At 52.1% G+C, this 26,054-nt stretch carries 16 protein-coding genes; 8 read left to right on the forward strand and 8 right to left on the reverse strand.

Annotated elements, in window-relative coordinates:
- Positions 1-13: 13 nt before the first annotated feature.
- A complete protein-coding gene (locus DCW36_RS13530; RefSeq protein WP_164891133.1) occupies positions 14-1,609 on the reverse strand; it encodes a PQQ-dependent sugar dehydrogenase in 1,596 nt (531 codons plus the stop codon).
- A 667-nt stretch (positions 1,610-2,276) separates the two neighbouring features.
- Here DCW36_RS13530 and DCW36_RS13535 point away from each other — a divergent pair.
- Positions 2,277-2,573, forward strand: coding sequence for a GNAT family N-acetyltransferase (locus DCW36_RS13535; RefSeq protein ID WP_114779113.1), 297 nt, complete (start codon positions 2,277-2,279; stop codon positions 2,571-2,573).
- Positions 2,574-2,772: 199 nt separating this feature from the next.
- Here DCW36_RS13535 and glgX read toward each other — a convergent pair whose 3' ends face one another.
- The gene (glgX, locus tag DCW36_RS13540) at positions 2,773-4,905 is read right to left on the reverse strand and encodes a glycogen debranching protein GlgX (protein WP_114779115.1); all 2,133 of its coding nucleotides are present in this window, start codon (positions 4,903-4,905) and stop codon (positions 2,773-2,775) included.
- Between the two features lie 319 nt (positions 4,906-5,224).
- On the opposite strand from glgX, the gene dinB reads away from it, so the two are divergent.
- The 3 genes from dinB (at position 5,225) to DCW36_RS13555 (ending at position 7,697) form a co-directional block, all read left to right on the forward strand.
- The gene (dinB, locus tag DCW36_RS13545) at positions 5,225-6,313 is read left to right on the forward strand and encodes a DNA polymerase IV (RefSeq protein ID WP_114779117.1); all 1,089 of its coding nucleotides are present in this window, start codon (positions 5,225-5,227) and stop codon (positions 6,311-6,313) included.
- 144 nt (positions 6,314-6,457) lie between these two features.
- On the forward strand, positions 6,458-7,000 hold the full coding sequence (locus tag DCW36_RS13550) for a CopD family protein (protein ID WP_114779119.1): 543 nt from the start codon (positions 6,458-6,460) through the stop codon (positions 6,998-7,000).
- 52 nt (positions 7,001-7,052) lie between these two features.
- Positions 7,053-7,697, forward strand: a complete 645-nt coding sequence (locus DCW36_RS13555; protein WP_114779121.1) for a hypothetical protein — start codon at positions 7,053-7,055, stop codon at positions 7,695-7,697.
- Between the two features lie 16 nt (positions 7,698-7,713).
- Here the strand turns inward: DCW36_RS13555 and DCW36_RS13560 are convergent, their stop codons facing one another.
- Positions 7,714-8,625: an AEC family transporter gene (locus DCW36_RS13560; protein ID WP_114779123.1), complete on the reverse strand. Its 912-nt coding sequence runs from the start codon at positions 8,623-8,625 to the stop codon at positions 7,714-7,716.
- Positions 8,626-8,841: 216 nt separating this feature from the next.
- Positions 8,842-9,534: a 2'-5' RNA ligase family protein gene (locus DCW36_RS13565; RefSeq protein WP_114779125.1), complete on the reverse strand. Its 693-nt coding sequence runs from the start codon at positions 9,532-9,534 to the stop codon at positions 8,842-8,844.
- Positions 9,535-10,051: 517 nt separating this feature from the next.
- On the opposite strand from DCW36_RS13565, the gene DCW36_RS13570 reads away from it, so the two are divergent.
- The gene (locus DCW36_RS13570; protein WP_114779127.1) at positions 10,052-16,264 is read left to right on the forward strand and encodes an Ig-like domain-containing protein; all 6,213 of its coding nucleotides are present in this window, start codon (positions 10,052-10,054) and stop codon (positions 16,262-16,264) included.
- A gap of 152 nt (positions 16,265-16,416) precedes the next feature.
- Entirely contained in the window at positions 16,417-17,436 is a 1,020-nt protein-coding gene (locus tag DCW36_RS13575; protein ID WP_114779129.1) for a PorP/SprF family type IX secretion system membrane protein, read from the forward strand.
- Positions 17,437-17,938: 502 nt separating this feature from the next.
- On the opposite strand, the gene DCW36_RS13580 is transcribed toward DCW36_RS13575, so the two are convergent.
- Positions 17,939-18,160, reverse strand: coding sequence for a heavy-metal-associated domain-containing protein (locus DCW36_RS13580; protein ID WP_394344811.1), 222 nt, complete (start codon positions 18,158-18,160; stop codon positions 17,939-17,941).
- Between the two features lie 141 nt (positions 18,161-18,301).
- The gene (locus DCW36_RS13585; protein WP_114779133.1) at positions 18,302-20,530 is read right to left on the reverse strand and encodes a heavy metal translocating P-type ATPase; all 2,229 of its coding nucleotides are present in this window, start codon (positions 20,528-20,530) and stop codon (positions 18,302-18,304) included.
- Positions 20,531-20,904: 374 nt separating this feature from the next.
- Here DCW36_RS13585 and DCW36_RS13590 point away from each other — a divergent pair, with 374 nt between their 5' ends.
- Positions 20,905-24,252 (forward strand): PAS domain S-box protein, encoded by a 3,348-nt coding sequence (locus DCW36_RS13590; RefSeq protein WP_164891134.1) that lies wholly within the window; start codon positions 20,905-20,907, stop codon positions 24,250-24,252.
- Positions 24,253-24,260: 8 nt separating this feature from the next.
- The gene (locus DCW36_RS13595) at positions 24,261-24,677 is read left to right on the forward strand and encodes a response regulator (RefSeq protein WP_114779137.1); all 417 of its coding nucleotides are present in this window, start codon (positions 24,261-24,263) and stop codon (positions 24,675-24,677) included.
- Positions 24,678-24,710: 33 nt separating this feature from the next.
- On the opposite strand, the gene DCW36_RS13600 is transcribed toward DCW36_RS13595, so the two are convergent.
- On the reverse strand, positions 24,711-25,274 hold the full coding sequence (locus tag DCW36_RS13600; protein WP_240676177.1) for a helix-turn-helix domain-containing protein: 564 nt from the start codon (positions 25,272-25,274) through the stop codon (positions 24,711-24,713).
- 70 nt (positions 25,275-25,344) lie between these two features.
- Entirely contained in the window at positions 25,345-25,977 is a 633-nt protein-coding gene (locus DCW36_RS13605; RefSeq protein WP_114779141.1) for a DUF3347 domain-containing protein, read from the reverse strand.
- Positions 25,978-26,054 lie beyond the last annotated feature (77 nt).

Raw genomic sequence — 26,054 nt, forward strand, 5'->3', positions numbered from 1 at the left:
CGTAAAAAAACTGCTACTGCTTCAGAAACAAATGATGGTGGATGCGGTCTTTGTCCTGCACCAGCAGGATATAAGTGCCGCCCGGAAGTTTCGAGATATCCAGCGTCTGCTCTGCCGCCGCTACCTGCTGCACCAGCAGTTGCTTTCCGCTCATGTCCATTACCAGCGCCTGCCCCTGCCCTTTGGAGTGAATGGTTAAGCGGCTGGTAGCAGGATTAGGCCCAAACCAGAAGCCGTCGTTGTTTTTCTCGCGGAGCGACGTGACGTTGCTGCCATCGTGGATGGTGTAGATGCGGCCATCGGCTTTGGTGAAAAGCAGTAGCTCGCCGTTGCGCTTTGTCGCAAAACGCAGATCGACGCGTGGAGCGGTAATCCAGTCACGAAAAACGGTTTCGGAGCCGTTGGGGATGATGATTTTGGCTTTCTGCAGCGGGTAGGGCGTACCTTGCGTAAGCGCCTCGAAAGGAGCATGGAATATATGCCCGTGCAGAATATCGCCCAGGAAGAACTGCCCGTGGAAGGCAGGGGAATGTTCGGCTTTCCAGACAGCACCCAGGCTGATGGCATTTCCTTCGCCGTGGTCGTACTGCGCTACCGGGTAAACATATTCTTCGGCATCGGTGGTGGGTAGATTATATACTTTCCGGTCGGTGCGTTTGTACTCGAAGGTGCCTTCGCGCCTGTCCCAGCCGTGGTGTCCCCCTTTCTTCACCAGGTTTACTTCTTCTATATTATGCTGGCCAATGTCGCCCACAAAAAGCAGCGTCTCCTCCCCCTTCTTTTCAAACGCCAGCCGGTGCGGGTTCCGGAAGCCATAGGCCCAGGTTTCCTGCACACTGCCTGCCTCGCCCACAAACGGGTTATCGGACGGAATACCATACTTCCCGTTCCTGCTGTTGTTTCCTTCCGGATCTATCCGCCAGATAGTACCCATAAAGCTGGCTTTGCTGGCCACGTTCAGGTATTTGCCATTTTCTGATGCGCCACCTTCGCCCTGGCACACGTACAGCATGCCGTAATCCGCATCGCCTTTTTGTGCATAGGGGTTGAAAGCGATATCCTGCGTGCCGTGAATCTGGGTGGTAAACTCCATGCGCACCAGTTCTTTTTTAGAACCGGAAAAGGTAGTGGCATTTTTATCGGAGCACACCCAGCGCGTAAGCACCCATTGTAACGTAATTTTGCTGTCGTCGAGGGGTCTGAAATCGGCAGTGGCGGCACCGTTGGCCTCGGCATGCGTGGTGTAGAAAATGCCATTATCAGCAAACTCCGGGTGGAATGCAAAAGCACCGGAACCTGTCCCCTTGCCCGGGCTGTCGATAAACTTCGGAAAATGATCGCGGAAATTCAGGTAGAGGTTGTGCTGCCCCTGCCCGTCCAGCATGTACAGGTACCCGTTCAGATCGATCACAGCCATACGCCCCGAAGCATCCGGCACCTCCCGCACCATATTAATGCGTGGAATATTCTCGGAATTTCCTTTCGGCCCAACCGGTATCTGCGCAAACTGCCGCAGATGTACTTTTAGATCTGAAAAAGGAATAGTTGCCGGAATCGGGTTCGAAAGCTGTCCAAATACAGATGGAGCAGCCAGCAGTGAAATGCCCAACAAGAAAGCTTTAAGAGTAGAGGTTTGAACCATACAGGAATTTTTGCCACAATGTACAGATTAATTTTCAGTATTTACACCACCAACACTCATAAAACATTATAAATAACTATTTTAGCACACATTCTACTAACTATCGTTTACTATGCCTGATAATGCAGAATGCATTAGTGATGGAAGGGAAAACTTATTAATCAAGCAAGTAAAAACAATAACTGGATGGGAAGACGATAAGAATTTCAATCTTAGGAAATTGAGCTACAATCAATTCCTTTCAGCAGTCAGTCTAAAGAAATAAAACCCATTATCGAGGCGCACCCCGCAGCGCCAACTGACGGGGAGTGCCTCTCACACCACCCCAAAAGCATTCGGGAAGTTCATTAAATCATCAGTAACATAAGTGTCTGCTTTGAAGCTGCCTTGTTTTTGCCCGCTTGAAGCAAGGTGAGCACGCGGGTTGGGCGAACACCTCATGGGTGGGGCGAACACGTGGGTTCGCCCCTACCCGCATGTGTTCATCCCGGTCTCCTCAGAAGTTGAAATTTTTAAAAACTACACCCTCTACTCCTACAATCGATTTTAAAGAAAGTTATAGCACTGTTTATACTAAAATGTAACGGCAGCGCGACGTTTTACGAATAACGGCTTTCACAGCTACGTTTGAACAATGGAACTAAACATCATACATGACGCCGACGAGCAACGATTTTACGCTGACCTGGAGGGGGAAGAGGCGGAGCTAAGCTATAATTACCTCGAAGACGACCTGCTGGATTTTGATTATACCTTCGTCCCGAAAAAATTCCGCAACAAAGGGGTTACTGACGCACTGGTGCAGGCAGGCCTGGAATTTGCCAAGTCCAGAAACTACAGGTTTGTTCCTTCGTGCAATGCCGTAGAAATTTACCTGAAACGCCACCCGGAGTACAACCACCTTGCAAAGGAGGAGGAAGAGGAGCAGTAGTGCCTTCGATACTCTTTCTCCCTTCAACCTGAAAACCGGAGGAGCAGTGGCTGTGGTGGCAGCTGCAGTAACATAAAAGTTGCCAGCTAACGTCGTTTTCCCATCAACTGAAGTGCTGAGGGAGTGGTGGCAGGTGCAGAAATAAAAAAAAGCGGCTGACCGAAAAACCGGTACAGCCGCTTTTGCTTTTAACAATACATCACTTCAGCGGATGGTGCAGCAGCACAACCGACATGCCTTCCACCTTGATGGTTTTGCGCGAACCGTAACTTTTACGCGCATCTTCCTCCACCCTGTCCTCGCTCGTGTCCAGGATCTTGGTCCACCTGTCCCCGTACTTGTAGAAGGGGAGTTTAAACTGGATGGGGCTGTGGTGGGCATTAAAAATTACATAAAAGCTGTCGTCGGTGATCTGCTCGCCCCGGTAGCCAACCCAGTGCAGGCCGTGCCCGTTCAGGTAAACTGCCAGCGATTTGGCGTGCCCGTTCGTCCAGTCTTCCTCGTTCATCTCGCGGCCGTCGGCATGAAACCAGGCAATATCCTCGAGCCCTACGCCCCGGACCGGCTGCCCCTGGAACCAGCGGCGGCGGCAGAAGACCGGGTGCTCCAGCCGGAGCTTTATCAGCTTGCGCGTAAAGGCGAGCAGCTCCTTATCGGCCTTCGACCAGTCCAGCCACGATATTTCGTTGTCCTGGCAGTAGGCGTTGTTGTTGCCTTTCTGCGTACGCCCCAGTTCATCGCCGGCCACCAGCATGGGCACCCCCTGCGATAAAAAGAGCGTGGTCAGGAAATTCCTTTTCTGTTTGGAGCGTACCGCATTAATGACCGCATCGTCTGTTTCGCCTTCTGCACCGTAGTTACAGGAGCGGTTGTGGCTATCGCCGTCGTTGTTGCCCTCTCCGTTGGCTTCGTTGTGCTTTTCGTTATAGCTCACCAGGTCGTGAAGCGTGAAGCCATCGTGCGCGGTAATAAAATTTACACTGGCTGTAGGTTTGCGGTAGTCGTCTTCATACAAATCGGGGCTGCCCGTGAAGCGGTAAGCAAATTCACCCAGCATGCCCCCTTCACCGCGCCAGTAGTCGCGCACGCAGTCGCGGTACTTGCCGTTCCACTCGGCCCAGCCCGGCGGGAATTTACCTACCTGGTAGCCCCCCTCCCCTATGTCCCAGGGCTCAGCGATCAGCTTGACCTGCGAGATAACCGGGTCCTGGTGAATGATGTCGAAGAAAGAGCCCAGCCGGTCCACTTCGTGCAGCTCCCGGGCCAGCGTAGAAGCCAGGTCGAACCGGAAGCCGTCCACCTGCATTTCCAGGATCCAGTAGCGGAGGCTGTCCATGATCAGGCGCAGCACGTTGGGCATCATGGCATTCAGGGTGTTGCCCGTGCCGGTATAGTCCATGTAGTAGCGTTTATTATCCTCTACCAGCCGGTAATAGGCCGCATTGTCTATTCCCTTGAACGAGAGCGTGGGGCCCAGCTGGTTGCCTTCCGCCGTGTGGTTGTACACCACATCCAGGATAACTTCGATTCCGGCCTTGTGCAGCTCCCGCACCATGGTTTTGAACTCCGTTACCTGTTCGCCCATAATGCCCGAACTGGAGTAGCGCACATCGGGGGCAAAATAGCCGATGGTGTTGTAGCCCCAGTAGTTGGTGAGCCCCTTGTCTATCAGGTGTTTGTCTGACACGAAATGGTGCACCGGCATCAGTTCCACCGCCGTCACCCCCAGTTCCTGCAGGTACTTTATCGTAACCGGATGCCCCAGGGCAGCATAAGTTCCCCGGATTTTTTCCGGGATTTCGGGGTGCAGCTGCGTAAAGCCTTTCACATGGGTTTCGTAGATCACGGACCTGTGATAAGGAATTTTGGGCGGTTTCACGCCTTTCCAGTCAAAATTCTGGTCTATTACCACGGAGCACGGAATAAAAGGTGCGCTGTCGGATGTACTCATGCTCAGGTCGGCATCGGCATGTCCCATCTGGTAGCCAAAGAGCGCATCGTCCCAGTTGATCGTGCCTGCAACCGCCTTGGCATAAGGGTCGATGAGGAGCTTGTTCGGATTGAACCGGTGCCCGTTCTGCGGTTCGTAGGGGCCATGCACGCGGTACCCGTAGAGCTGCCCCGGTCCCACCCCCGGCAGGTAAGCATGCCATACGTGGTGGGTGCGCTCGGTCAGTTTTATCTGAACGTGTTCGGTCGGGTCTTCGATCGTCTGGAAAAGACAAAGTTCCACGCCTGTCGCGTTCTCGGCATAAAGTGCAAAATTTACGCCCTCTCCGTCCCAGGTGGCTCCCAATGGATAGGGGCTGCCAGGATAAACATTTATTATCATAGAGTTTAGCTGTAGCGAATAGTATTTGTTTAGCTGGTGAAGATTATGTTGATTTAACTGGTGTTATGCTTAATTGGATGCATGTACGGATTATCCGCAGAAAAAGGTAAGTCCATCGAACGCAATTTTAGCTTTCTGTTTCGCTTGCAGGAAAAGAAAACAGGAACAGCATGAACAAGAGCAGGTTATGCCTGCTGTTATGCACCGGATTTATTTGCTGCAGCAGCCACCACAGCCGCTGCTCCCCAATAACCCTTTGCCTGACAGGTTTCCACCGGCAGACAGCAGGTTTCGTGCTGAATTTCTTATTTTTGCTGTCATGGCTACAGCAGCGGCACTTATCCGGAAGATCATCCATATTGATATGGACGCTTTTTTTGCGTCGGTGGAGCAGCGCGATAACCCGGAGCTGCGCGGCAGGCCGGTGGCGGTAGGTGGTTCCAGGGCCAGGGGCGTGGTGGCAGCTGCCAGCTACGAAGCCCGGAAGTTTGGCGTCCACTCGGCCATGGCCTCTGCCATTGCTTTGCAGAAATGCCCGCACCTGGTGTTTGTGAAACCCCGCTTCGAAGTCTACAGCGCCATCTCCCGCCAGATCCGCGACATCTTCTATTCCTACACCGACCTGGTAGAGCCCCTGTCGCTGGACGAGGCATACCTGGATGTAACGGAGAACAAAATCGGCATGCCTTCGGCCAGCATCATTGCCCGGGAAATAAAGGCGCGCATACAGGAGGAAACCAACCTTACCGCCTCGGCAGGTGTTTCTTACAACAAGTTCCTGGCAAAGATTGCCTCCGATATGAACAAGCCCGACGGGTTTACCCTGATCACGCCCGACAAAGCAGAGCAGCTGGTGGCCGGACTGAGCATCGGCAAGTTTCATGGGATCGGCAGGGTGACAGCTGCTAAAATGGAGGCCATGGGCATAACAACAGGTGCAGACCTGCGTGCGCGTTCGGAGCAGGAACTGGTGCAGCGGTTCGGGAAAACCGGGCGCTATTACTTTAAAATTGCCCGCGCCCAGGACGACCGCGAGGTGCAGCCCCACCGCATCCGGAAATCGGTTGGCTCGGAACGTACGTTTGAGGTTGATCTGACGGAGGAAGAAGACCTGCTCGAGCGCCTGCACTACCTGGCCCGGGAAGTGGCGCAGGACCTGGCACGGCTCCAGACATCAGCCCGCACCGTCACGCTCAAGCTGAAGTACTTCGACTTTACCCTCCAGACCCGCAGCAGGACCCTTGCCAGTTACATCGCCGGCTCCGATGCCCTTTTCACCGTTGCCCGCGAGCTGCTGCGCACCCCCAGCCTGCCCCTTCACCCGGTCAGGCTGCTCGGCATTTCCGTTTCCAATCTCCTCCACCAGCAGGACCTGCACACTAATTACCAGCTTTCGTTTGACTTTTAGCCCGCGCAGCAATGCTGCTGCAGCAGGTACTGAAACAGCAAAGGCTTGCAGACCAGGTTTCAGGTGAATAGGGATTTTACAGCATAACCTTTATCTTTGCCGGTAACGGTACATCCTTCCACGCATTCATCCCTGACTTGGTACATGAGCTTCTACTATTTAAAAGCACTGCACATCATTTTTGTAGTAACCTGGTTTGCCGGCCTGTTTTACATTGTGCGCCTGTTTATTTATTACGCAGAAGCAGCTGAAAAACCCGAACCGGAGCGAAGCATCCTGCAGAAGCAGTATGCGCTGATGCAAAAGCGCCTGTGGTACGGCATTACCTGGCCCTCTGCCCTCCTTACCCTGGTGCTGGGCCTGTCGTTGCTGTATACCTGGAACTGGGCGATACCGTCGTGGCTGGTCTGGAAGCTGTGTTTTGTTGCCGGGCTGTACCTGTACCATTACCTGTGCCACCGCATTTATAAACAGCAACAGGCCGGCCAAGTGAAGTACTCCTCCACCCAACTCCGCATCTGGAACGAAGTGGCGACCGTTTTCCTGTTCAGCATCGTGTTCCTGGTGGTGCTCAAAAATTCCCTGAGCATGCTGTGGGGCATTATCGGGCTGCTGCTTTTCTCGGCTATCCTGATGCTGGCCATCCGGGTGTACAAGCGTATCCGCACCGGGGAGCACAGGCCTTGATTTCCACAACAACTATTATTTAAGATTTACACTTCTAAAAATAAACCATTTCATGAAACAACCTGACCTGAAAGCAAACGAAAGAGAACTGGTAAAACTGATCCGTTTTTTCAGCAAGCGAGCGCAGAAGCTGATGGACCAGGGTGCCTTAAGTCCGGAGCATACGCAGCTCACCACCGCCTGCCAAAACCTGGAAACCCAGTTAATCTCCCACGCCACCAACCGCTCCGCCATTTTGGACAAGCGGGAGCGCCTGCAACAGATTATCGAAGACAATGCCCAGTGCCCCAAGTGCGGGAAAGCCGACATGTTGAAGCGCACTGGCAGCACCAGGAACGAGCGGGGCTGGAACTGCAACACCTACAAGTGCCGCCGCTGCAACATCACCTTCACCTGGAACCGCCCGAACAACCCCTGGGATATGGTGCATTTCCTGGAAGCTTACATTGCAGAACTGGAGCAAAGCGTACTGACCGAGCAGAACGAAGAACTGAAAGCGCATACCGAAGCCGCCATTGTGCAGCTCAACGACAGCTTAGCGCGGCTTCGCCCGGTACTTGGCACATCCGATGAGGAACTGACGGCATTAAACCAGAAAGAAAAGGAAATGGACCGCCTCATTCACCAGTTTAAAACCTACCTCCAGATCGAAAAGATAAAACTCGATGCCTACCAGGAGCCGGAGGAGGAGGTTTAGCTTTAGGGAGCCGCCGCTAAATCCCCCTGATCACCCAGTACCAGAAGGCCACCGTCAGAATGGATAAAGGGATGCCGATTCCGATAAACATGGAGGCCAGGCGGGGTTTCAGGCCGTATTTGGCGGCGACAATAGAAGGGGTAATCATGGGAGCCATAGCGGCCTGCAGGATACTGATCTGCACCACTTCTCCCCTTGCCCCTGCACCCCACACATACAGCGCAAAAATGATGGCCGGCGACAGGAGCAGCTGGTAAAAAAGGTTCATCCAGACAAAGTTCCAGTGTTTGCTGCGGCGTTCGAGCCGCAGTTGCATGCCCACCGATACCAGGGCGAGCGGCGTGAGGGTGCTGCCCAGGCGCTGGAAAACTTCTTTCATCTCTGCCGGAAAGTGGACACCGAGCACATTCATGCACAGGGCCAGCAGAAACACCAGGAAGGGCGGGAAAGTAAAAATCTTATGCACAATGGCCCGTGCACTGGCCTGCCCCTGCGAGAAAGAGGCCGCTACCGCAATGCCCAGCGTAGAAAGCACCACAAACGAACCGGGCTGATCTACCAGGATAGCTGTTTTGAGCCCCTCCGGCCCATACAGCGCCTCCACCACCGGGAATCCGATAAAGGACGTATTACCAAGCCCACCCATCAGCATCATGCAGCCGGTCAGTTTGCGCGACCAGCCATACATTTTACCCAGGCTCCAGAAAATTAGCGCAGAAAACGAAAAACTGATCCAGGCAACGCCTACCGGCAGCAACAGTGTGCTATCGAGATGGATTTCCGGGATAAAATTTAAAGCCAGGGCAGGCAGGGCGACATAGATGAGGTACTGGTTTAACACGAGCGGCGTATTGGCCGGAAAATCCTGCACCTTCCGAAGCAGTACACCCAATACCAGGCAAAGAAACAGCAAAATAAAGCTACTCATGCAGCAATCGTATGATTCCAGAATTCAGTGCAACATTACGTAATGTTCGCTACAGTATCACGTTTTTTCCGGAAAAGCTTCGGGTAAGTTTAGCCTGTACCTGCCGTTTTTCCCATTCATCCTCATAAAAGAAGGCTTTGGGCTTAAATCAGGACAAAAAAAGTCTGCTGCTCCAGCCACCACTCCCGCTGCTCCTGCTTTAACTCTCTTTTGCTGTTATTTCGACTTCTGCAGCTCAAATATGCCTAACTGCTGCACATGCCTTTTCCGCTGATACCAGTCATTGCAGACCAGCTCCACCTGGTGTATAGCAGAAGTTCCGAAGTTAAAGGACCTGTAGCGCTCCAACACCTTAAGAAAAGCAGCCGGGTTTGCCAGGGCTGTTTTAAACCGCACCACCGTGCTGTGCGCTGTCTGGATGGCATACCGGGTATCGATGCTTTGCTGTAAGCAGGAACTTTTAAACTGCTGCCGGAGCTGCTCCCGCAACTGCGTCAGCCCCTCCTCCGCCGGAAACCCCTGCACCATCACACACGACGGCGAAGCGGTTATGCCTTCAAACCGGATGTCGAAGCGTGGAATCGTTCGAGTTACTTCCTTCACAAGCTGCATATAGGCCCCGGGTTGAATGGCGTCTAAGGTAAAGCCCTGGTAGCAGGAAATAACGGACAGTACCGTAACATGCAGATCGGAAGCCGGATAATAGTACTGCTCCGGCTCCAGCTGCCTGAGCTCCTGCAGCATGTGGGTGATGGCTTCCTGTACGTTGCGGTCGGGTCGAATCAGGACGGTGATCCCAAAGCGTCTGTCTTCAGGAGAATCAAGCAACGGATCGGTTTCAAAATGCCCTTTGCTAAACCCGGTTACTGAATTTTCCCAAAGTCTGTTATAATGTGCCTGCAGGTTCATGTGCTGTATTTTTTTACTTATAGCAGAGCCGAAGTAACGGCAGTAGTATTCCTGGTGTGGCAAAAATACTGTTTCTGAACAAAATTCAGACAAGCTACTAAAAAACCAGTCCAGATCCGCCCATGTATTTCATCTAAAAATCACAAACTTAAATTGAACTATTTTGCTCATTTTTTCTTTTAAGTTCTAACATTAAGATAAGTTTCAGGAGCTGATAATAAATTCCAGGATGCCAAAACCTGACAAAAACAGCCACTGACACAGAAAAAGGTATAAATTCCAGGATTAAACAAATATAATAATGGACAAAATTATTTACCACTTGATATTGTACTTAAGTAGTAGCCATTTAAATTTATCCCCATCTAAGATTATAAAAAACAATTTGTAATCTGATTGCAACATGAAGAACAGCTGAACCCTGCTTCATACCAGCACCACCCACCAGGTTAGTAAAATAACCAGCATATTCCCCAGCCACAAGCACGATACCATATCACTTTTTTGAAACCTAACTATGAACATAACCTTTAAAGGTACTTTTTTATTCCTGTTCCTGGTGCTCTTGCTCATGGGGACCAATAACAGGGCATTTGCACAACAGGACTGCCAGCAATTACCGGATGCCAGCCTGGCCAACCCAAAATATAACTTTACCTTCTGTAGCTTTAACACCAGCACCGCTACGTTTAACATGGTGGTGGAGAATAAATCGACCACCAAAGCAACCAATGCCAGCTACCACATTGCCTGGGGCGACGGCACCAGCAGCACACTAGGGAAAGATTTTACCACTACCACCCATACTTACCGCTCCACCGGTTTGTTCAACCTGGTACTCACGGTAACAGGCGAAGACGGTTGCACCAGCACCAGAACCCAGGAGGTGTTTGTGGGCAGTAACCCGGGAATCGGTATCTCACGCGAGGGGAACAGCAGCGACTGTGCCCCTATTTCGTATACCTTCCGGTTCAACAGTTTCGAAAACAACTCTCCTTATACTACCTACAGAATAAAGGTAGACGATGGCAGCCCCGTTATTACCCGTACACACCAGGAAATGCTGGCCAACCCTTATTTTGATCACACCTTTAACGAATCGTCGCAGGATCTGCCCGAAGGCTTTACCCTGGAAGTACTCGCCATCAACCCCTGCTTTACCACCCGTAACGCCTGGACCGGTATCCGTATTTCCAAAGGACCAATTGCTAAAATAGGTGCAGCATCTACCATTGGTTGCGTAAACCAGCCTTTCAAGTTAAAAGACAATTCTACCAGCGGCTACGATGCCTTCTCTAACACCTCCACGCACAAACGTGTATGGGAAATTACGCCTGCCACCGGCTGGACCATTACAGAAGGGAATGCTACCTATCCAACACCTACCATCGTGTTCACACAGCCAGGTGATTATAAAATCAAGCTTACCGTTAGTCCCGAAGATGAAAACTCGAACTGTTTAAGCAGCTCAGCAGAAGAAGAAATCCACATCACCACACCTCCTACTGCCGGTTTCTCGCTTAACCAGTCGCCAGTAAATGGCTGCGGCCCTAACACCGTCACCGTTCGCAATACTTCCGAAGGCGAAAATATCAACTTTAACTGGACTGTAACAAAAACGGACGGTTCTGCAGCCACCGGCTGGAGCTTTGTGAACGGTACAGCGGGTTCTAAAGAGCCCCAGTTCCGGTTCGAGACACCCGGCTCCTATATCATTGGCTTAACTGCCAGCAACGGCTGTGCTCCCAACAGCACCGTAAGCGATACGGTTACCATTATCGGCACGCCTACTGTGTCGCTTCCGGCAGCGCCTGCACCTTACTGCGGACCTACCACTGTTGCTTTTACAGCAGAAAACGCGGCGCACAAGCCGGTTTACAATGCCAACTTTGGTACCATTACGGGCTACAAGTGGGAAGTGAAAAAGATCTCCGGGCAAGGCGAATACAGCTTCGAAACAGGCAACAGCAGCGCTGCCAATCCAGGCATCCGCTTTACGACAGCCGGTAATACCGAATCGGTTTTCGAAGTGGCCGTAACAGCCACTAACGAATGCGGGGAGACTTCTCCTGCCGCAACACAACGTATTACCATACTGCCAATACCGGTCGTTTCCATTACGGCACCAAAGCCTGCCATCTGTATCGGCGAATCAATTACACTTACTGCCTCCGGCGCAACTGCCTTTACCTGGGCAGCTGCAGATGGCCTGAGTGCTACCACGGGCAATAAAGTAACCGTTAAACCGACTAAAACCACGACGTATACTGTAACCGGCAAAAACAACGAGACAGGCTGCAGCACTACCGCCCAGTTCACGGTAGTCGTGAATCCACTGCCGACTGTTGCTATCAGCACTTCTGCTCCTGAAATTTGTGTGGGCCAGGGATCAGCCACGCTTACTGCCTCCGGCGCCACCACTTATACCTGGGCACCGGCCACCGGTCTGAGTGCTACCACTGGTACATCGGTAACGGCATCGCCTGCTACCACTACCACTTATACCGTTACCGGTTTTGATGCTGAAACAGGCTGCAGCAATACCGCTACTGTTACGGTTAAGGTGAACCCGCTGCCACAGGTAAATGCCGGCGAAGACATGCTCGTGTGCGACAACCCGACGCCCATCAAACTAAACGGCTCGCCGGCAGGCGGCACCTGGTCAGGCCCGCATGTATCGGCTGACGGCTACTTTACCCCTGCAGGCAAAGGCAGCTTTGTAGTACGCTATACCTACACCAACGCCGCCGGTTGCTTTAATGTGGATGACCTGACGGTAAACGTATCAGAGGCTCTGGTGGCTGATGCAGGAGCAGATAAGGAAGTCTGCCTGAACAGCGGCTCCTTTGCGCTGGCCGGAAACCCGGTGGGCGGCACCTGGAGCGGCTCGCAGCATGTGACCAAAGACGGAACATTTTCGCCAACCGTTGCGGGTACGTATAACCTTACCTACACCTACTACACCGGCACCTGCTCTACAACTGACCAGGTACAGGTAACCGTGAAGCCTCTTCCGGCAATACCGGTCGTAAGAGCGACCACCATCTGCTACGGCGCTACCGCCACCCTCACAGCCGAAAATCCGGCAGGCACTGTGGTGTGGTTTGATAAGGATGGGAAAGAGCTGCACCGGGGAACTTCGTTTCCGACAGCAGCACTCATGGCTACTACTAAATTCTACGCCGAAACGTTGGGCGAAAACGGCTGTTCCAGCCCGCGTACGGAAGTACAGGTAGTGGTGCGCCCGCAAACACCGGCCCCGATGGTAGATGCAGTAACGCTTTGTGGTCCTGGCGTGGCTACGCTTAACGCTCAGGGTACTGCCGAAACCTACAACTGGTACAATGCCGGCGGACAACTGCAGTTTACCGGAAAAACCTTTAAACCGGAGGTAGCTAACAACACTACCTTTTATGCAGAGGGCGTGATAGCCGGTTGTGCCGGTCCGCGAACTCCTGTGCAGGTAACCGTGCTGCCGGTATTGGCCAACAACACGATCAAGGAAATTCAGACAATCTGCTTCGGCCAGAAACCGGCTACCTTAACGGGCACGCAGCCTGAAGGCGGGAACGGCACTTATTCCTACCGCTGGGAAAGCAGCCTGACCGAAGGCACCGGCTTTACGACTATTGATGGTGCTACAGAAGCCACTTACGCACCGCAGGCTTTGGAAAGAACGACCTGGTTCCGCCGCGTGGTGACTTCGGGTACCTGTACCGATGTATCGCCAGCCATCAAAGTAACCGTTACGCCGCTTGTTACTAAAAACACGATCGGCAGCAACCGCACCATCTGCGTGAACAGCCCTGCCGGTGAGTTGACCGGCAGCGAGCCGGAAGGCGGAAACGGCACCTATACTTATGTGTGGGAAAGCAGCACCAGCGGCACTGTAGAAAGCTTTACAGCGGCTGACGGTGACAATACAAAACAAAACTTCAACCCCGGCACCCTCGGCCAGACTACCTGGTTCCGCCGTGTGGTAAAATCAGGCACCTGCGATGTCAGCATCAGCGAAGTGGTGAAAGTGACGGTAGTGACGCCGGTGGCAAACAATACCCTCACCAACAACCCGATTGTTTGTGGTGGCAACACGCCTGTAACCCTGGCAGGCACCCAGCCAACAGGCGGCGACGGCGACTATAAATTCCGCTGGGAAGTGAGTACCGATGGCGTTACCTATGCTGTTGCTCCGGGCGTGAATAATGCCGCTACCTACACCCCTTCTGAATACAACCAGATCCTGTGGTACAGAAGAGTGGTAACGGCCGGTCCGTGCGAGGCCAGTGTGAGCAATGCCGTTCAGGTGCTGCCGGATGTGAGCAACAACATCATCAGCAACGAAAAAACCATCTGCTTCGGCGATGGATTTGAAACACTTACCGGTACAGCCCCTAAAGGCGGCGACGGCAAGTACACTTACCTGTGGCTGAGCAGCAAAAGCGCGGAAGGCAACTTTACACCTGCCGCAGGCGACAACACGCAGCCCGACTACACCGCACCTGCCCCACTGACCGAAACCACCTGGTTCCGACGCGTGGTAACCTCCGGTCCGTGTGGCGAGAGCCGAAGCAACAGCATCAAAATAACCGTGCAGCCTGCTATCGCCAGCAATACCCTTTCCGCGGAAGAGCTTACGGTTTGTGCCGGAAGCGCGCCTGCCAGCCTGAAAGGTGCACAGCCAACAGGCGGCAACAACACCTATACCTACGTGTGGGAAAGCAGCACCGACGGCGTGAACTTCGCGCAGGCAGAAGGAACAGCCACAGGCATAAACTACCAGCCGGCCAAGCTGGATAAAACCACCTGGTTCCGCCGAAACGTTTATTCCGGCCAGTGTGCTTCTGTGTCAGAGGTCATCAAAATAACAGTGAATCCAGTTATCACCAGCAACGTGGTTGCCGGTGACCAGGAAATCTGTACCGGTACGGTTCCGGCTAAACTGACAGGCACGCAGCCTGCCGGCAGCGTGGGTAACTTTACTTACCAGTGGCAGTCTTCTGCATCAGGTAAAAACGGTCCGTTCACCAACATCGCCAATGCCACCCAGGCCGATTACGCTCCGGCTGGTTTAACCACCACCACCTGGTACCGCCGCGTAGTGACTTCAGGCGCCTGCGTTGATTTTTCGAATGTGGTAGCGGTAACCGTGTCACCGGTGATAGCCCGGAACACGATTGCCCTGGCACAGGAAATTTACAAAGGGCAGACACCTGCGGCCCTGACAGGCTCCAGCCCGATTGGCGGCAACAATACCTACGCCTACCTGTGGGAAAGCAGTACAGAAGGCGCTGACAAAGGCTTCGCACCGGCAGCAGGTGTGAATAACGAACAGCATTACGCGCCAGGCGCCCTGCAGCAGAACACCTGGTACAGACGCCGCGTGATTTCGGGCGGCTGCGAAAACACCTCAGCAGCCATTGCCATTACAGTTATTCCGGATATCGTGAACAACACGATACAGGCGGGCCAGAGCATCTGCTACGGCAACAAACCGGCTCCGCTTACCGGCACACAACCGGCAGGAGGCGAAGGCAAGTATGTGTACCTGTGGCAGTCCAGCACCAAAGGAGCAGCAGAGGGTTTCATGACTGCAGCAGGACAGAATAACGGGCAAAATTACAGCCCCGCTGCCCTTACGCAAAGTACCTGGTTCCGTCGGGTTGTGGTTTCCGGTCCGTTTAAAGATACCAGCGAGGTAGTACTGATTAAAGTGAACCCGGCGATGGCCAATAACACGGTCTCTACGAACCAGACGATCTGCTTCGGAACAGCCGCGGCCCAACTTACCGGTTCCAAACCGACAGGCGGAAGCGGTGCCTACACTTACCTGTGGGAAAGCAGCACCACCGGTCCTGACAAAGGCTTTACGTCTGCAGCAGGTACCAACTCGCTTTCAGATTACACGCCGGTTAACTTAACCCAGACCACCTGGTACCGCCGCGTGGTAACGTCAGAGTCCTGCGACAGGCTGGTGAGCAATGTGGTGGCCGTCACCGTAAATCCGCTGCCTGCAGCGCCTGTGGTTGCTGATGTAACTATCTGCTACGGCAACAGGACGATCCTGAAAGCAACCGGAAGCGGCGGTAAGCTCCTGTGGTATACCAGCGCTACCGGAGGTACCCCTGTAACCGGAAGCGAATTTACAACGCCGGTGCTGACGCAGACTACTACCTTCTATGTGGAAGAAGTAGCCGCCTCCTGCCCTGGTCCGCGCAAAGCCGTAACCGTAACGGTGTCGCCGCAGTCAGCTTACGCAGGTGAGGATGTAACCATCATCAAAGGCAGAAGCACGACCCTGACCGCCACCGGCGGCGTGAGCTACTCCTGGTCACCGGCAGCCGGACTGTACAACGCTGAAAGCGACAAGATCCTGGTAAAACCGGAAGTTACAACCACCTACACCGTCACTGTGACCACCGCCGCTGGCTGTGTGTCAACCGACGAAGTTACCGTTACTGTGCTGCCGCTGGTGGATGTGCCGAATACCTTTACGCCAAACCGCGACGGCATCAACGATACCTGGGTGATCAAAAACCTGGACCTGTATCCGCAGTGCAAAGTGCAGGTGTTTAACCAGTGGGGCAACATGGTGTACAGCTCGCTTGGCTACAAAGCCCCGTGGGATGGCCGCCAGAACGGACAGGAATTGCCAATCGCTACTTACTACTATGTGATTCACCTGGGCAACAGTGAAAAGCCACTTTCAGGAAGTGTAACCATCGTGAAATAAGTAAGATTGATATTCAGAGCGCTTGTATGGATTTTACAAAGTCGAAAAGTCCATACAAGCCCTGAAACCACATAAAAATTTTCATTCCACGGAATTAATTATCAGAAAAAGTCATTATCAGGTAGTTCAACTATCTCCACAAAGTACAATCTATGAATAAACTTTTAGCTGTAGTCATAATGGTGGTAGCCGTGGCAGGCCAGGCACTTGCCCAACAGAAGCCACAGTTCACCCAATACACCTTAAACAATTACCTGCTGAACCCGGCACTTTCCGGCATCGAAGATTATGCCGATGTGAAGATTGGCGGACGCCACCAGTGGTCAGGCCTGGAAGGCGCCCCTGAAACGTACTACACCAGCATTCATATGCCGCTGGGCAAGGATATGTCGAATGTGTACAGAAGACGTAAAACCGCCCGTGCCAAGGAATCGACCACTAAAAGAACCAATGTGTACCGTCGTATCCGTCCGCACCATGGTATAGGCGCCATCGCCATGACAACGCAGACTGGTATGCTAAAGCGCAGCAGCCTGGGTTTCAGCTACGCCTACCACCAGCCCCTCACCCGCACCCTACGCGTATCGGCAGGTGTATCCCCTGGCCTGATCCAGTACAACCTCGACCCAAGCGCTATCCGGGCTGCCGACATGAACGATCCGGCTTTGTATGATGGCCGGATAAACGAAACGAAATTCGACCTGACCATGGGCCTCTGGCTCTACTCGCAGGATTTTTATATTGGCGTGGCAGGCGCGCAGCTGGTGCCGAGCAAACGCGAATTCATCACGTCAGTTACCTCGCCCGAAGATATCAGCGGCAAACTGCAGAAGCACTATTTTACCACAGCAGGTTACCGCGTGGTGGTAGCTCCCGGTTTAGCAGTTATTCCTTCGGTGATGGTAAAGATGGCGCAACCCAGCCCGGTGTCGGTTGATACAAACGTAAAGGTTGTTTATGCCGACCGGGTGTGGGGCGGAGCCTCGTACCGGCACAAAGATTCTTTTTCAGCGATGGCAGGCGTCAGCATAAGCCCGTTGCTGGATGTGTCCTATGCCTACGACCTCAGCACTTCGCCGCTGGGCATCGCCAACTCAGGCAGCCATGAAGTGGTGGTTGGTTTTAAACTCCGAAATGTGGCGAAGGTTCACTGCCCGCAGTGGGCCTGGTAGAAGGAACGCTTATCAAAGCAGTAAATTCATGAATTTGAAATATACTTTTCATTTTGTAACAGTTCATGTAGTGCCCTCTAACCTACAGTTTCATTGTTAACCTAAGCGCTCCTCGGCCGCGCGGCCGCGTTTTCGCTTCCGTCGCTGTCTACATGAACCTGCCCTCGCTCCGCTGCGGGCTGCTGAGCAGAGCTCAGCACCGGAACATGTAGAAGGCTCCTCCTGCGAAAACTGGAAAATCTTTTCCTTCGAGCTTTAATAAGTTACCCTTGCTAGCTTTGAATGTCAAACAAAATATATTTTAATTCACAAATTAATGTTAAAACGAAAAAGGGGAGCTACTCAAGCAGTAGGCTCCCTTTTTCGTTTTATTGACCTCCGGAATGTGCAGAGGCTGTGGTGGCAGGTGCTGTAGCATAAAATCACGCTAAAACGTTGAAATTAATCTGCTGCTCCTGCCACCATTCCCGCTGCTGCCCCTTAGCAGGCGCAGCGCAGCATTCTACTGAATCTCCTCAGCTTTAAAGCCGGCTTTCTGCACCGTGCTTTGAATTTCCTGCGGCTCCAGCGAGTCGGTCGTTACCTCCAGCACTTTATTTGGATTGTCGGTATCTACTTTCCACTCCTTAACACCTTCCATTTTATTCAGATGAGGTGTTACAGCTCGTACACAGCTGCCGCAATTGATGGTTGTTTTAAATTTATACGTCTTCATATTTAACATAATTAATTAACTATTAAAAATTCACTACATTATTAATTTGAACATTAGTATGAGGCTTGAAAATTTTCAACCCCACAAAACTTTCTAACTCTTCACATTTCTACCTCTCTACCTCCTAAACTCCCAAACTTTCCAACTTCCCTACTTGTTTTTCAGGCGCAGGCTGTTGCCTACTACCGATACGGAACTCAAAGCCATGGCAGCGCCTGCGATCATCGGGTTGAGTAAAAAGCCCGTGAAGGGATACAGCAGTCCGGCTGCCACCGGGATACAGATCACGTTGTAGAAGAAGGCCCAGAACAGGTTCTGCCGGATGGTCTGCACTGTGGCCCGCGACAGCTTAACGGCTGCTGCTACCTGGCGCAGGTCGGAACGCATCAGCGTGATGCCCGCCACATCCATGGCTACATCGGTACCGTGCCCCATGGCGATGCTTACATCGGCGGTTGCCAGGGCCTGCGCATCGTTTATACCGTCACCCACCATGGCCACTGTTTTGCCTGCTGCCTGCAGTTTTTTCACGAAATCAGCCTTGTCCTGCGGGAGCATCTCGGCCTGGTAATGCGCCACTCCTACTTGTCCGGCTACGGCAGCTGCGGTCTGGGCGTTGTCGCCGGTGAGCATGTACACCTCCAGTCCCGCTTCCGTCAGCGCATGCACACCTTCTGCCGCACCTGGTTTTACGGGGTCGCTAACTGCAAAAACAGCGATGGCTTCTGCATGATTGCTGAAGAAGATGGCAGTTTTGGCCTCCTGCTGCAGCCTGGTTGCCGCCTGCTGCAATGTTGGCGATACCTGTACCCCCTCCTGGCGGAGCAGTTTCTCGTTCCCGGCCAGGTAGCGGGTGCCGTTAAACTCAGCTTCGATACCCAAACCGGTGATGCTGCTGAAGGTAAGCGGATGCAAAGTTTTTTTCCCGGCTTCTTTGTAGAATGTGTACACTGCCTGCGCAATCGGGTGCTCCGACTGGGCCTCCATCGAATAAAAAATCTGCTCCAGCGCTTCCTTGTTCGTCACATCCTCCGACCAGACCACATCGGTTACAGCCGGTTTGCCCGTGGTGATGGTGCCTGTTTTGTCCAGCAGCACCGCATTTACCCGGTGTGCCCGCTCCAGGCTCTCGGCATCTTTTATCAGGATGCCTTTTTCAGCGCCACGACCTACGCCTACCATAATGGCTGTTGGCGTAGCCAGTCCCAGCGCACAGGGACAGGCAATTACGAGCACCGAGATCATAGAGATAAAGGCATGCGTCAGGTGCGCCTGTCCGCCCACTATAAACCACACGGCAAAGGTCAGGAGGGCGATGCCCAGTACCACCGGCACAAAAATTCCGGCAATCTTATCCACGAGCCGCTGCACGGGCGCTTTGCTGCCCTGCGCTTCCTGCACCATCCGGATGATGTGGGCCAGCGTAGTTTCGCCGCCGGTTTTGCGGGCAATCAGCTGCAGGCTCCCCTTTTGGTTGATGGTGCCGGCAAACACCATATCGGCTACCTTTTTCTGCACCGGCAGCGGCTCTCCGCTCAGCATGCTTTCGTCTACGTACGAAGCACCGGCCACTACCTCGCCGTCTACCGGCACCCGGTCGCCTGGCAGCAGCACAACCCGGTCGCCTACGATTACTTCCTCCAGGCTGATTTCCGCTTCCGAATTGTTCCGGATCACCCGGACTGTTTTCGGCTGCAGCCCCATCAGCTTTTTAATAGCAGCGGAACTCCGGTCTTTGGCATTTTCCTCCAGGTACTTGCCCAGCAGAATAAACGCAATAATAACCGCCACCGCCTCGTAGTACACATGCGGATCAAGGTTACGGCTCTGGAAAAAGTCCGGGTAAACCGTGTTAAACACACTGAAGATAAAGGCGATGCCCGTGCTCAGGGCCACCAGCGTATCCATGTTGGCCCGTTTGTGTTTGGCCTGTTGCCATGCCCCCACAAAAAAGCGTTGTCCTGCCCACAGGAGCACCGGCGTTGTGAGCGCCAGCATGGCCCAATTGCCCCACGTGAAGGTATCATGAAAAAACATGCCGATAACAAACACCGGAAAGGCCAGCACGGCCGCTACAATCGTTTTAAACTTCAGCTGCGCCAGCGCCGCCTCCTGCCTTTCCTCCAGTTCTTCGGCCGTTTGCTGCTCCACCAGCATGTCGAACCCGATCTCCTTTACCGTATCGCGCAGTTGCTCCTGGTTTACCACCTCCGGGTCGAAGGCAACCTGTACGGTTTTGGCAGCAAAATTTACGTTGGCCTCTTCTACTCCCGGCGTGGCACTCAGCATACTTTCTATACTTGCAGCACAGGAAGCACAAGTCATTCCTTCTACCGGGTAAGTTTTTTTTTGATATTTAGTTTCTGCTACTGTTTCCATTACTTAGCCTGTTAATATGTTACAAAGATACGTACATGCCCAGGCCAGGGCTTTACACATTTGTACCTATGATTTACAGATTTTTTATATAGCAGTTCTTTTTGTAAATTGAAGGTTCGCTTAACATAAATTTTTAAAATTCCAACAATATTTAATTATCAAAATATAAAACTTTTATCATCTAACATAAGTTATATGATATTATTCAAATAATAAATAGGCAGATACTAACAAAAATAAAAGGAACTAAAACAACTGCCATAAACTTATAAAGGCAGGGGGTATTGCCTTCTTGTATTAAAAATAGACATTAGGAGGTATGGATAACTGTTACATTGGCTCCCGAACTGCCTGTTTAGATGATTTATCATGAAATGAGCCCTTTTCAAAAAGTTAAAAACAAGTTATTTTATCCTGGGGGTAGTGTAATACGCTCAGTCACCATAGCCTTTTCTCTTATTCTATTAGTACTCCTGGCTGTAAGCGCTTTATCGTTTTTAGGCGCACAGAAGATAGAGCGAAAATATAAACTGGTGGTTTCAGACGCCATGCGCAAACTGGAGCTTGTCAGCAAACTGCACGAAAACGAAGATATTATTTACAATGATGTGCTGGGGCACCTCTCCACCTCCAGCCCCAAAATCAAAGCCCATTACGAAGAACGCATTGCTACCGTAAACAAGGAAACCACCGAAATTCTGCAGCAACTCCGGGAGCTGCTCCAGCACGATGGCAGGCTTATCATTTTAAATGAGTATGAACAGGAACGAACCGACTATGCCCAATTTATTCAAACCCACCTGAAACGCAGCAAAGAGGGCAAGTATACCAAGGCAGAACTGATCAGTTCGTTTACACTGGCATCTGTTTCGAGCACCCAGCAACGCCTGCTGGTACAGTTAAAAGACAGCATCCGGAGTGTAGCCAGAGAAAGGGGCGACAGGGCCATAGAGTCTGTTACGAGTAACATCCGGAACTTTAACCTGCTGTTGCTGGTAGCCATGCTGCTGGCCATTGCCTCCGGGTCGCTGGTGCAGGGCATCATTAAACGTTTGAAGCGGGACAACCTGCTCCTTAATGCCGAGATCAAAGACAGGCAACAGCTGGAAGTGGCCCTGAGCGAAAGCCAGCGTCAGTACAAAAACCTGTTTAACTATAATCCTGTCCCGCTCTGGGTTTACAACCTGCAGGACCTTGGCTTTATCGAGGTAAACGAGGCAGCTATAAAAGAATATGGCTACACCCGCGAAGAGTTCCTGGAGCTGAAACTTGCCGACATTATTGCCCCGGAAGATGCGCAGATACTGGATGAAATAGTAGCGGGCACTGCCAGGGGCGCCTCTATGGCCAACAACTGGCGCCATAAACGAAAAGACGATACCGTATTCTGTGTCGAAACCATTGCCCATGCCCTGCCTGCTGCAGGCGATCTGTTCCCGGGCATAGTGGTAGCCATAAACGTAGACGAAAGGCAACGTGCACTGCGCCAGCTGCGGCATAACGAGAAGCAGTTGCGCGAAGTCAGCTCCAGTATACCCGGAGCTGTTTTCCAGTTTCAGCTCAATGCCGAATGGGAGCCCTCCTTTACCTTTATCAGCGAAGGTATTAAAAGACTGTATGGCGTAACACCCGCCGAAGTGTATGCCAATGCGGCAGTTGTGTACAAGCACATACACCCCGGCGACCAGCAACGTGTCCGCAATGCGGTCCGGATTTCTTCCGGAAGACTTACCCCGCTGGAGGAAGAGTACAGGCTGTGGCTTCCGGAACAGGAAGTCTGGAAATGGATCCGGGTTCACGGCCTCCCAACCCTGAAAGAAAATGTGGTTACCTGGAACGGTACTTTTATTGACATTACCAAGCAGAAAGAGGCCCAGAAAAAGCTGATCGGCTCTGAGGCAAACCTGCGCGCGCTGCTAAACAGTTCGCCACAGGCCATCTACCTGCTCGACGACAGCATGCATGTACTCCTCTTTAACAAAGTAGCCATGCGGGAGGTATCTACGTACCTGTTCAAGGAGCTGACCATCGGGCAAAGCATCCTGCAGTTCATAGACGAAGAATCTGCCGAAAGCATGAAAGAGAACCATACCAGGGCAATGCAGGGGGAAACCATTATTTATGAAACAGGAAGAGGCAACCAGTGGTACGAGATCGCATACCGCCCAATTGTAGGCCCCGACGGCAAAGTGTTGGCCGTGGCTTTCAGCACGCTGGATATTTCGGAGCAAAAGCACACCCTGGAAACCATCAGACGCAGCGAGATGCAGCTGGCCCGTGCCCAGCAGCTGGCCCACCTGGGTAACTGGGAGTATGATGTACAACGTGATGAAATGTCGTGGTCGGATGGCGTTTATTCCATCTTTGCTATCAACAAAGATACATTTCACCCCACCATCCTGAACAAAATTGCCTTCGTTCACCCCGACGATAGGGTACGCGTACGCGAAAAGCTGGAAGCCTCCATTCAGGAAAACAAGCTTTTCACGGATGAGTACCGCATTGTGCGTGCCGACGGCAAGGAGCGGGTACTTTACGAAATAGCAGAAACAGAGAACGATGAAACAGGAAAAGCAGTAAAAATATCGGGGGCCGTGCAGGACATAACCGACCGCAAAGAAGCCGAGCGCGCCGTAACCGAAGCCAAAAACCTGCTGCAGTCCACACTCGAGAACATTCCGGAGGTAATTTTCTCGACCGATGAGAAGTTCCTGATCCGGTACATCAGCCCGCAGTGCCTGGAGCTGACAGGCTTTGCCGAACCCGCCTTTTATAAAAAGCCTGCTTTATGGTTCAAGATGATCCACAAAAAAGACAGGCGGATGCTCTCGACCCTGGTTATACCCAACCTGCTTGCCGGGCACCGGCAGCAGTGCGAAGTCCGGATCTGTACGAAAGATAAAACAGAGAAGTGGCTCCTGTTACGGCTTTCTCCTTTGCTGGATACGGCGGCAGGACGTGTGGTACGGATCGACGGTTCTGCAGCTGACATGACCCAGTACAAAATGGCCGAAGAAAAACGCAACCAGCTGACAGAGGAACTGCTCCGGCAGAACCAGAACCTGCAGCAGTTTGCCTATATCGTGTCGCATAACCTGCGTGCGCCTATTGCCAATATTCTGGGCCTCACCTCTATTTACGACCGTAAACAGCTGAACAACGACCGGAACATCAAGGTAATTGACGGCCTCCAGAAGTCTACCAGGCTGCTCGATACCACCATCCGCGATCTGAATGATATCCTCACGATCCGGAGCGACATTAAAAATTTACAGGAAGAAGTTTATTTTAACCAGATACTGGATGAGATAAAAGACAGCCTCTCCGAAGACATCGCAAGAGCCGGAGCCGAGATTGTTTTCGATTTTCATGAAGCCCCCAGTATTATTACCATTAAAAGTTATTTAAATAGCATTATGCTAAACCTGATAGCAAATGCGCTCAAATACAGGGCACCGAAGAGAAATTTAGTGGTACAGCTCAAAACTTTCCGGGTTCCTAACTATATTTGCCTTAGTGTTGGCGATAATGGCCTGGGTATAGATCTGGAAAAATTCAAAGATAAAATTTTTGGTCTGTATAAACGTTTTCATTCGGGTACCGATGGCAAAGGAATTGGCCTGCATTTAGTTAAAACACAGGCAGAACTGCTGGGCGGACGGGTGGAAGTAGAAAGCCAGGTAGATGTAGGAACTACTTTTATAGTGTATTTTAAAAGTTAAAGGGGTAAATGAGTACTTTAAAAAGAGTTGTTCTGATTGATGATGATCAGGTTAATAATTTTGTATGCGAAAGTATTATTAAAAATGAAAAATTCGCCGATGAAGTTATTAGCTTTGAGTGGGCTGAAGATGCATTGTCATTTTTAAAAGAAACTTCAGAACACGACCCCTCCCGTTTTCCGGAACTTATATTCCTGGACATTAATATGCCTGGCATGGATGGATGGGCTTTTATGGATGAGTACCGCCTGCTGCCTCATGAAGTAACGGAAAAATGCAGCCTCTTTGTACTTTCTTCGGCTGTGGACCGCAAAGACATTATGTCGGCCAAAAACCACCAGGAAGTAAGAGATTTCTTTTCCAAACCGCTTTCTCCTGAAATACTGGAGTTTATCAAGGAAGAATTTTTAACGGAACTACATTAGGCTGCTCCCCGGCCTTGTGGTGTTCACCATGCATTACTGCACCTGGTCCAGGGGCTTTCGCTGCTGCGAGGTGTTTTTCTTGTAATCGCTGGGTGTTTGCCCGGTAACCTGCTTAAACTGGTTCGAGAGGTGCGCCACGCTGCTGTAGCCGAGCTGGTAGGCAATCTGGCTTAAAGTGAACTCGTTGTACGCCAGCAGTTCTTTCGCTCTTTCCACTTTCTGCAGCACCAGGTAGCGCGCGATGGTCGTTTGCTCTTCCGAGGAGAAAAGGCTGCTTAAGTAGGCATAGTCGCGGCCGATTACTTTTTCCAGGTAGTCCGACAGGTTTACCTGCAGGTCTTCCAGCCCGCCCGAACGCACCAGCTCAATAATGGCAATCTTGATCTGCTCCACCGTTTCCGCCTTCTTGTCTTCGAGGAGCTCGAAGCCGTTGGCGGCCAGCGCCTTTCGTATGTGTTCCAGCTGAGCAGCAGAGGGTTCATCCCGGAGCAGCACCGAACCTAACTGTACCTCCAGCACCGGTTGCTGCAGGCGTTCCAGTTCTTCCGTTACCACCTTAATGCAGCGCGGGCAAACCATATTACGGATATGAAGCATGTATTGAGCCATTTGAATAGTTGAAAGCAGGAGGAACAAAGCTGCTCCCCCTGTTCTGTGGTATACGGTGTTACTGTTTGTCCCGGATAGTTGCCTGCACTTCGCCGCACTCCAGCATGGCATCGCCATAATAAGGGTTTCGCACCTCTTTTTTGCTGCTGAGCCAGCTGCCACCTGCATTGTTGTTGGCCATCGGGCAATATTGCTTGTACACGGTGCTGCCGGCGCCAAATGCTTCCGTAGCGGCAATCATGTTGGTGGAAAGGGCTGTAAACGCTTTGCGCTGCTGGCCCAGGTCGGTGGTACCGGCAATGTCGGCTGCCCCCGCTTGCAGTTCTCCTGCTACCGAGCGCCATTTCTGAGCCGCATCTCCTTCCAGCATGGAGGCATCTACATCCTCGAGGCTGGCCACCAACGCGGTTGCATGCTGCTTTGCCTCGTCGGCATTGCTCGCCACCAGGGCATCCTTCAGCGCCAGGTAGTTTGCCGTTGCCAGCTCAAATGCATTTTTAAACGTTTCGGGCGTTTCGTAAGCAGCCTGAATTACGTTTCCGTCTGTTTCAGTTGCTTCTTCCTCGGCGTATTCGTCTGTTTCAACCGCTGTGCCTGCTTCGTCGGTGTTGCCTGAGCAGGAGGTGAAAGCAGGTATTCCCGCCGTCAGGGCCAGCGACAGGACCGCCATGGTCATAAAGTTCTTTTTCATGTAACTGTTCTTGCTTAATCTACTGGTAAACTTACAAAATTTTTCGGCTTTCCGCTGTAATAACCCCTCCTGCTCCG

The sequence above is a fragment of the Botryobacter ruber genome (assembly GCF_003347595.2).
GTDB classification, from domain to species: domain Bacteria; phylum Bacteroidota; class Bacteroidia; order Cytophagales; family Hymenobacteraceae; genus Pontibacter; species Pontibacter ruber_A.